This window comes from Sulfuricurvum sp. (assembly GCF_028688295.1).
Classification (GTDB): domain Bacteria; phylum Campylobacterota; class Campylobacteria; order Campylobacterales; family Sulfurimonadaceae; genus Sulfuricurvum.
In genome coordinates, this window is record NZ_JAQTYM010000096.1 from 1 (window position 1) to 6,176 (window position 6,176).

General features: G+C 44.2%; 8 protein-coding genes and 1 pseudogene. 4 read left to right on the forward strand and 5 right to left on the reverse strand.

The window, feature by feature from the left end:
• Window positions 1-216: 216 nt before the first annotated feature.
• From PHR02_RS12610 to PHR02_RS12620, 3 genes are read right to left on the reverse strand one after another with little or no spacing between them, the layout of a single operon-like run.
• Window positions 217-438 (reverse strand): hypothetical protein, encoded by a 222-nt coding sequence (locus PHR02_RS12610; protein WP_299992551.1) that lies wholly within the window; start codon window positions 436-438, stop codon window positions 217-219.
• A 29-nt stretch (window positions 439-467) separates the two neighbouring features.
• Complete coding sequence (locus PHR02_RS12615; RefSeq protein WP_299992552.1) at window positions 468-1,112, reverse strand: ParA family protein; 645 nt, start codon at window positions 1,110-1,112, stop codon at window positions 468-470.
• Between the two features lie 58 nt (window positions 1,113-1,170).
• Window positions 1,171-1,557: an META domain-containing protein gene (locus PHR02_RS12620; RefSeq protein ID WP_299992553.1), complete on the reverse strand. Its 387-nt coding sequence runs from the start codon at window positions 1,555-1,557 to the stop codon at window positions 1,171-1,173.
• Window positions 1,558-1,673: 116 nt separating this feature from the next.
• On the opposite strand from PHR02_RS12620, the gene PHR02_RS12625 reads away from it, so the two are divergent.
• Both PHR02_RS12625 and PHR02_RS12630 read left to right on the forward strand, forming a co-directional pair.
• The gene (locus PHR02_RS12625) at window positions 1,674-2,072 is read left to right on the forward strand and encodes a hypothetical protein (protein ID WP_299992554.1); all 399 of its coding nucleotides are present in this window, start codon (window positions 1,674-1,676) and stop codon (window positions 2,070-2,072) included.
• Window positions 2,073-2,075: 3 nt separating this feature from the next.
• Complete coding sequence (locus PHR02_RS12630) at window positions 2,076-2,384, forward strand: hypothetical protein (protein ID WP_299992555.1); 309 nt, start codon at window positions 2,076-2,078, stop codon at window positions 2,382-2,384.
• Between the two features lie 93 nt (window positions 2,385-2,477).
• On the opposite strand, the gene PHR02_RS12635 is transcribed toward PHR02_RS12630, so the two are convergent.
• Together PHR02_RS12635 and PHR02_RS12640 are read right to left on the reverse strand one after the other, a co-directional pair.
• Window positions 2,478-3,545 (reverse strand): AI-2E family transporter, encoded by a 1,068-nt coding sequence (locus PHR02_RS12635; RefSeq protein ID WP_299992556.1) that lies wholly within the window; start codon window positions 3,543-3,545, stop codon window positions 2,478-2,480.
• Window positions 3,546-3,556: 11 nt separating this feature from the next.
• Entirely contained in the window at window positions 3,557-5,320 is a 1,764-nt protein-coding gene (locus PHR02_RS12640) for an ABC transporter ATP-binding protein (protein WP_299992557.1), read from the reverse strand.
• A gap of 58 nt (window positions 5,321-5,378) precedes the next feature.
• On the opposite strand from PHR02_RS12640, the gene PHR02_RS12645 reads away from it, so the two are divergent.
• A complete protein-coding gene (locus PHR02_RS12645) occupies window positions 5,379-5,723 on the forward strand; it encodes a hypothetical protein (RefSeq protein ID WP_299992558.1) in 345 nt (114 codons plus the stop codon).
• A 43-nt stretch (window positions 5,724-5,766) separates the two neighbouring features.
• Window positions 5,767-6,176: pseudogene (locus PHR02_RS12650) on the forward strand (5-methyltetrahydropteroyltriglutamate--homocysteine S-methyltransferase); the annotation flags it as partial.

Below are 6,176 nucleotides of genomic sequence, written 5' to 3' on the forward strand. Positions count from 1 at the left end.
GCATCATTCATATATTTAAAGCTGCTTGTTGAACAACCACCTATAAATAAAGCCAGCATTGTTACAACTAAAACTGTTACGCTTTTCACAGTGCCCCTTTTACTCTCTTTAAAGTTCTTCACAGTGCCACATCGTGGAACAATGTTCAAAGTATAACGTATTTACACAAAATATTTGTTTATTCGTCTGTTTAAAAATTATACTATTACTGTTGGGTTACAAGAGACCATCTCGCTGCATCCGCTCTTGGAGTGCTATTAAAATATAGGCACTTACCGTTCCGCCGTGAAACGCGCGGATTTTGTCTTCCCACTCTGTCGGGATGGTGATGAGTTTCTTTTTCTTCTCTTTATCGATTTTACCATGCTCTTCGCGCTCGCTCATCGCGGCGGAACTTTTTACTTTTTCGATGTTTGCAAGAAAGCTTTTTTTGGCCATTATATATCCTTTATATATGTTTTTGATATTTATTTAAACTTTAAAATCGATTTTACTTCGTTAAACAGTTCATCCATCTCTTGATCAGCTCGGCTGAATATCCGGTACTCTTTGATACTTTTTCCCTCACCGACACTGTGGGCTAGATCGACCCTCTGACGCAGTATCGGAACGAGAAGTTCAAAATGTTCTGAGCTACAGACAAAATCAATCAGATCGCCGAAGCGTTTCATGGCAGGGTTTATGTTGTTGAATAAAACATGAGTTTTGAGCGTCTCACCCTGAATCTCGGAGAGGCTTTTGAGAATCTCTTCGTATTTTTGCAGACCCATCAGATCAAAGGGTTTATCACTCACAGGGGTAATGAGCAAATCCGAGGCGATGATCGCCACACGGTTAAAGGCACTGTCAAATCCCCCTGAATCAATGATAGTAAGTACATCCTCTGCATCAGCCGCCGCATACTCCGCCAACTCACCTGCGGAGTTAAAATGGAGCATTGGTATCGGGGTGAGCCGGTGTTCCTGACGCAGAGCATTGGTTACGGTGAGTGAGCGCTGGGTATCGAGATCGATGATGCGGGTGGGGATGATGTTCGAGAACAAAACGGCGAGGTTCCATGCGATGGTGGATTTGCCTACGCCCCCTTTTTGATGCGAGAGAGTGAGGATCATTTATATACCTTCGATATTTTTTGAATATCTAAAGTATATATTTTTATCTCTTAAGCAATTATTTTCCTGCGGGGAGAAATTCACCCAGAACTTCTCCTGAGGCTCCCAAAAGGGTGAGTATTTTTCCATCACTGCGGTAGCGTTTTGTCGCCATCAACGATTGGCGGAACTGATCGGCACTTTTCATCCGATTGCTCTCGCACGCCATCATCGTAGACATCATCTGATCCGAAATGGTGAGGGTATCAGCGCTAGCAGTATAGGCGGAGCCGTAACGGTTGCATCCGTCACTCCCGCTCACTCGGTTCTCATCAAAACGGAGTGTCGCTTCGGAGGTGGCGGATCTCCACTCGCCGAGTAAAGGGTTATGGGTGGCTAGTTGCATCATTGAGCATCCGCTGATCAGCAGCGTTACGGCAGAAAAAGTAAAAATTTGTTTGAGCATCAAAACTCCTCGTGAGATTTTAGTAGCAAATGATAGCCTATTTTGGGACTCTGATGAGATGAAAAAAAATGTAAGGATTAGTGCGCTATGATGCATCTATGTAAGGAGAGTATTTTATGGACAACCAACTCTTAACCATCTTTGTCGGTGTGATCGCACTGTGCAGTGTGTTTATCACCGCTGTTATCATTTTCATCGGGTTGCATACTATTAAAACGATGAAACAACTACATGAGTTTACACTCCATGTCCAAAATGAGCTGAGCTTTCTCTCGACGAAAGCGGCTCTTACACTGCATGAAGTGAATGAGTTGATCGCTCAGGTCAAAGATGAAACCCGAACGATTAGCGATAAGTCGAAACTTTCGCTGCATGAATTGCACGATTTAATCTCATTTCTCCATGATGAGACCAAATCTCTGACGCTCAAAGCTTCCAACGGTATTGCAAAAGTGACCCTCGGCTCGCTTGCCATCGGAGCGATATCTCAAATTTTCAAAACAAAAAAGGAGTAACTCATGAATCAAAATAATACACTCAGCCTCATCCTCGGTGCCGCAATCGGTGCAGCTGCCGGATACTATCTGTTTAAACATCAAGATGAGATCGTCGATAAAATCCATGAACTCGAGGGAAACCTCAACATCGATCATCACGCCCTTATCAATAAGGCGAAAAGTAAACTCGACGATTTGACTCAAAGTGTTCAATCCACAATTGAACGTTATACGCATGGAAGTGAGCCAAAAACGACTGATGAGATCACCGCTATCATGGCAGAGCTCTCAAAACTGCGTGAAGAAGTTAAAGCACTACAAGCCACATGATATTAATCACTTTCTGAGCGAAGCCCAGAAAGTGGCAGGGACAAGATTGTCCCCTGCACCCCCCTAAAGCTTGCCTCGTTGAGGCAGAAAAATTTAATGCAACACACTCCGGTTTGCTTTACGAAGCATTCGGAGTGTTGTTAATGCAAAGGCTACGATGGCCGGACCGAAAATAAATCCCCAAAATCCAAACGTCGCTAAACCTCCGACAATCGAAAAGAAAATCAAAAATTCATTCATTCTATTTTTCCCATCACTAAGGGTCCGATTCACAAAGTTCAAAATCACCAGTTTGAGAATATTATCAATAAAAAAGGCCATCATTGCCCAAGAGTAAATGATAATAATCACCGCATTGACGACATTACCGCGAAAATATTCATTCAACGCCACAGGGACCCATACCAATGCAGTTCCAACAACAGGGATAACAGCAGAAATAGCAGTCATAAAGCCGAGTAAAAAGGGGTTATACCCCTCAAAAAAGGCGATAAAAATGCCAAATGCCAACCCCTGCGCGATCATGACACCGCCCAAAGTATAAAAAACAACCGCTGTTGTCGTCAATATATCGGTAAAAAAATCCCGTTTTATGCTCCGTGAGAGGGGAATAATCGGAAGGAGAAAGAGGATAATACTCCGTCCATACCAACTGAGAAAAAAGAAAAATATTACGATCATCGCCATTTCGCCTAGCATGGAAGCGAAAGTTTTTAAACCACTACCTAGCCATCCGGCTATTGCGGTAATAATGTCATCTTTATGGAGTTTCCCCATCTCAATGAGCTGATCAAATGGCTCTTTTAGCCATGAGAGAAAAGGAGGAAGCTGTGAGGAGAGAGTATCAATCTGACTTCCGAGTGATTTGAGTGTCGTAACCGTAGAAGCAGGCTGAGTAAGAAGATGATATAAAAATAAAGCAATAGGGGTAAACAAGATCAAAGAGAGTCCCAACGTAACGATACCCGCTGAAACCACACAAGAAAATGGCTGAAACCATCGAAGATTACGTATTTTAGCCTCAACAATCCGGTGAAGGGGAAAGACAACGATGGCTAATAATAAAGCGACAAAAAAACTTTTTAAAAAAGGGAAAAAGAGCCACGTAACTAGTCCTAATGCCATAAAAATCATAACACGGACAAAAAGCTTATTTTCCATATCCTATCTCCTTAGTGTTGTTTATGAAGAAAGCTTTTGAAGCTTCCATCCCTCTGTTCGAGTGAATCTCGTGTCCCCTCTTCTAACACCGTACCGTTTTCGAGGACGTAAATATAATCGGCTTTGGTAATCGTGCTGAGACGGTGGGCGATAATGATCACGGTTTTTTCTCTCAAAAATTTCTCCAACGCCTCAAACAAAGCCGACTCAGTATGAACATCGAGTGCCGAGGTTGATTCATCGAAAATAACCACTTTCGGATCAGCCAAGACCATCCGTGCGATACTGAGACGCTGACGCTGACCCCCTGAGAGGCGAATCCCCAGTTTCCCCACCTGTGTCTCAAGACCATTGGGAAGAGCGGAGACAAACTCATACAGCTGAGCGATCCGCAGGGCTTCATAGATCGCCTCATCGCTGATCTCATCCCCCATAGTGAGGTTGAATCGCAGTGACTCATTAAACATAAGCGGCTGTTGTAAAACCACAAACACCGCGTCACGTATGCGGGAGAATCCGATCTCCTGAACACTCACTCCATTGTAACGGATATCTCCTGATGAGGGAGGATAAAATCCAACCAGTAACTGCGAGAGGGTACTTTTACCGCTGCCGCTGGCACCGATGATCGCTACTTTTTTCCCCTCACCGATGGAGAGGTTTAGCCCTTTTAGGATCGGCTCGTTGGGGTTATACCCAAACTCCAATGCAGAGGTTTCGATACTGATCCCTTTGGCGGTGGCAAAAGGGTTTTGGTGCGACGTATAGGCGGGCTCTTTTGGGAGCGAGAGGAGTTCATTGAGCCTAGAGAGGGCATTTTTGGCATTGGCAAAGTTGTATTGGAGTGATAAAAGCTCTTGAACAGGGGTCATCATAAACCACAAATAGCCGAAAATCCCGAACATAAGCCCAATGGAGAGATCCGAATAGAGAACCATCACCAGTCCCAACGCTCTGAATATCTCAAAACCGCTCAAAAAGAGGGTATACGAAAACCGCTCACCCCGCAACGCCGCAATCCCATAATGCCCTGCACTCTCTTTTAGATGCTGCGCTTGAGTGATACTGCGCTCGATAAAACGCTCCTCTTTGTTGCTCGCGCGGATCTGACCGAAAAGGTCACACATCTGAGTGAGAGTATCGGAAAGCTCGCCTATGGTGCGGTTTTGCTCTTTTTTGAGTTTTCCGACACGACCCGAAATTTTACGGGTAACGATCATAATCATGGGCTGAAAAATCAAGATCAAAACCCCAAACAGAGGATTGATCCAGATAAGAACCACCGCTACCCCGATGAGAGTTGCTACCGAAACGATCAGTTTAGAGAGCGCGCTTCCTAAAAACTGCTCGATTGTATCAATATCGGTGACGAGATGGGTCACCACTTTCCCGCTCCCTAGAGCCTCATACGCCGACATCGAAACACATTTCAGATGATTCAACGCCTGAGTACGGATTTTAAAACTTAACTCTTGGGAGAGGGTGATGAAATAACGCTGTGAGAGGACACTAAGGATAAAAAATAAAAATCGCAAGCTTATCGTCACCACCAGCACAATCCCGATGTATAAAAGGGGCTCTTGCAAAGGGGTGAGTTTATCGATGATATCGGTGATAAAACCCCCTTTATGCAAGAGTACCTCATCGACCAATAGCGGAATCAACAAAGGGATAGGGATACTCACCAGTGTCGCAACAATCGCGATCAGGTTCGCACGAATTAACTCCGGTTTATAGTCGCGCATCATTGTAAAGAGGGTTTTAAAGGTAATCATGGAGTGATTATATCTATATCTTGATGTATAATTCCACCACTAATTTTATGAGGATACTATGGCAAAAGGGTTTAAGGGGCGTTATTTCTCGCTCCAAGCGATCACCGCAACTGTCAATGCTACAACATTGCATAACCGTGCCGTTCGCACCCAAACGTGCCATTCGTATCGCTCTTATATGAGTGATGCGAGTATCGATGAGTCTCCTCCCGATGAACTCGATATTCTCCTCGAAGCATTAGAGCCTTTCACCCCAAAGGTATCCCGCTGTCAATGCCATTGTAACTGTTTCTACGGGCGTCGCACCCGCTGCGCCCTATACGTCTCCTCACTTACCCCAAAACTTCGCTTTTTATTTCGCTATTTTAACACCGATACCTCTCCACCCTCACCTTTGTCATAACCTATTTCCACTCTTACTAAAACAAAATTTAAAGGTATTAAAAATGACAAACAAAATAGCAGTGCTCGGATTTCCCCGTATCGGTGAAAAAAGAGAGTTAAAAATTGCCCTTGAGGGGTATTGGAAAGGCTCTATTAGCTTTAATGAATTACAAATGGTCGCGTTTGAATTGCGTTTACGTCATTGGCAGTTGCAGAGTAATGCGCTCGATACCGTCACAATAAACGATTTTAGCCTCTATGATACGATGCTCGATCTCATGGTGACTCTCGGAGCAGAGCCTGAACGCTTTAGCGATATTGTCGATCCGACACGTCGATATTTTACGATGGCACGGGGAGATGAGAGTCATGTGGCGATGGAGATGACCAAATGGTTCAACACCAACTACCACTATCTCGTCCCTGAACTGCATAGCGGATTTACCTTCGGAAGCATAAATCCCGATAAAAT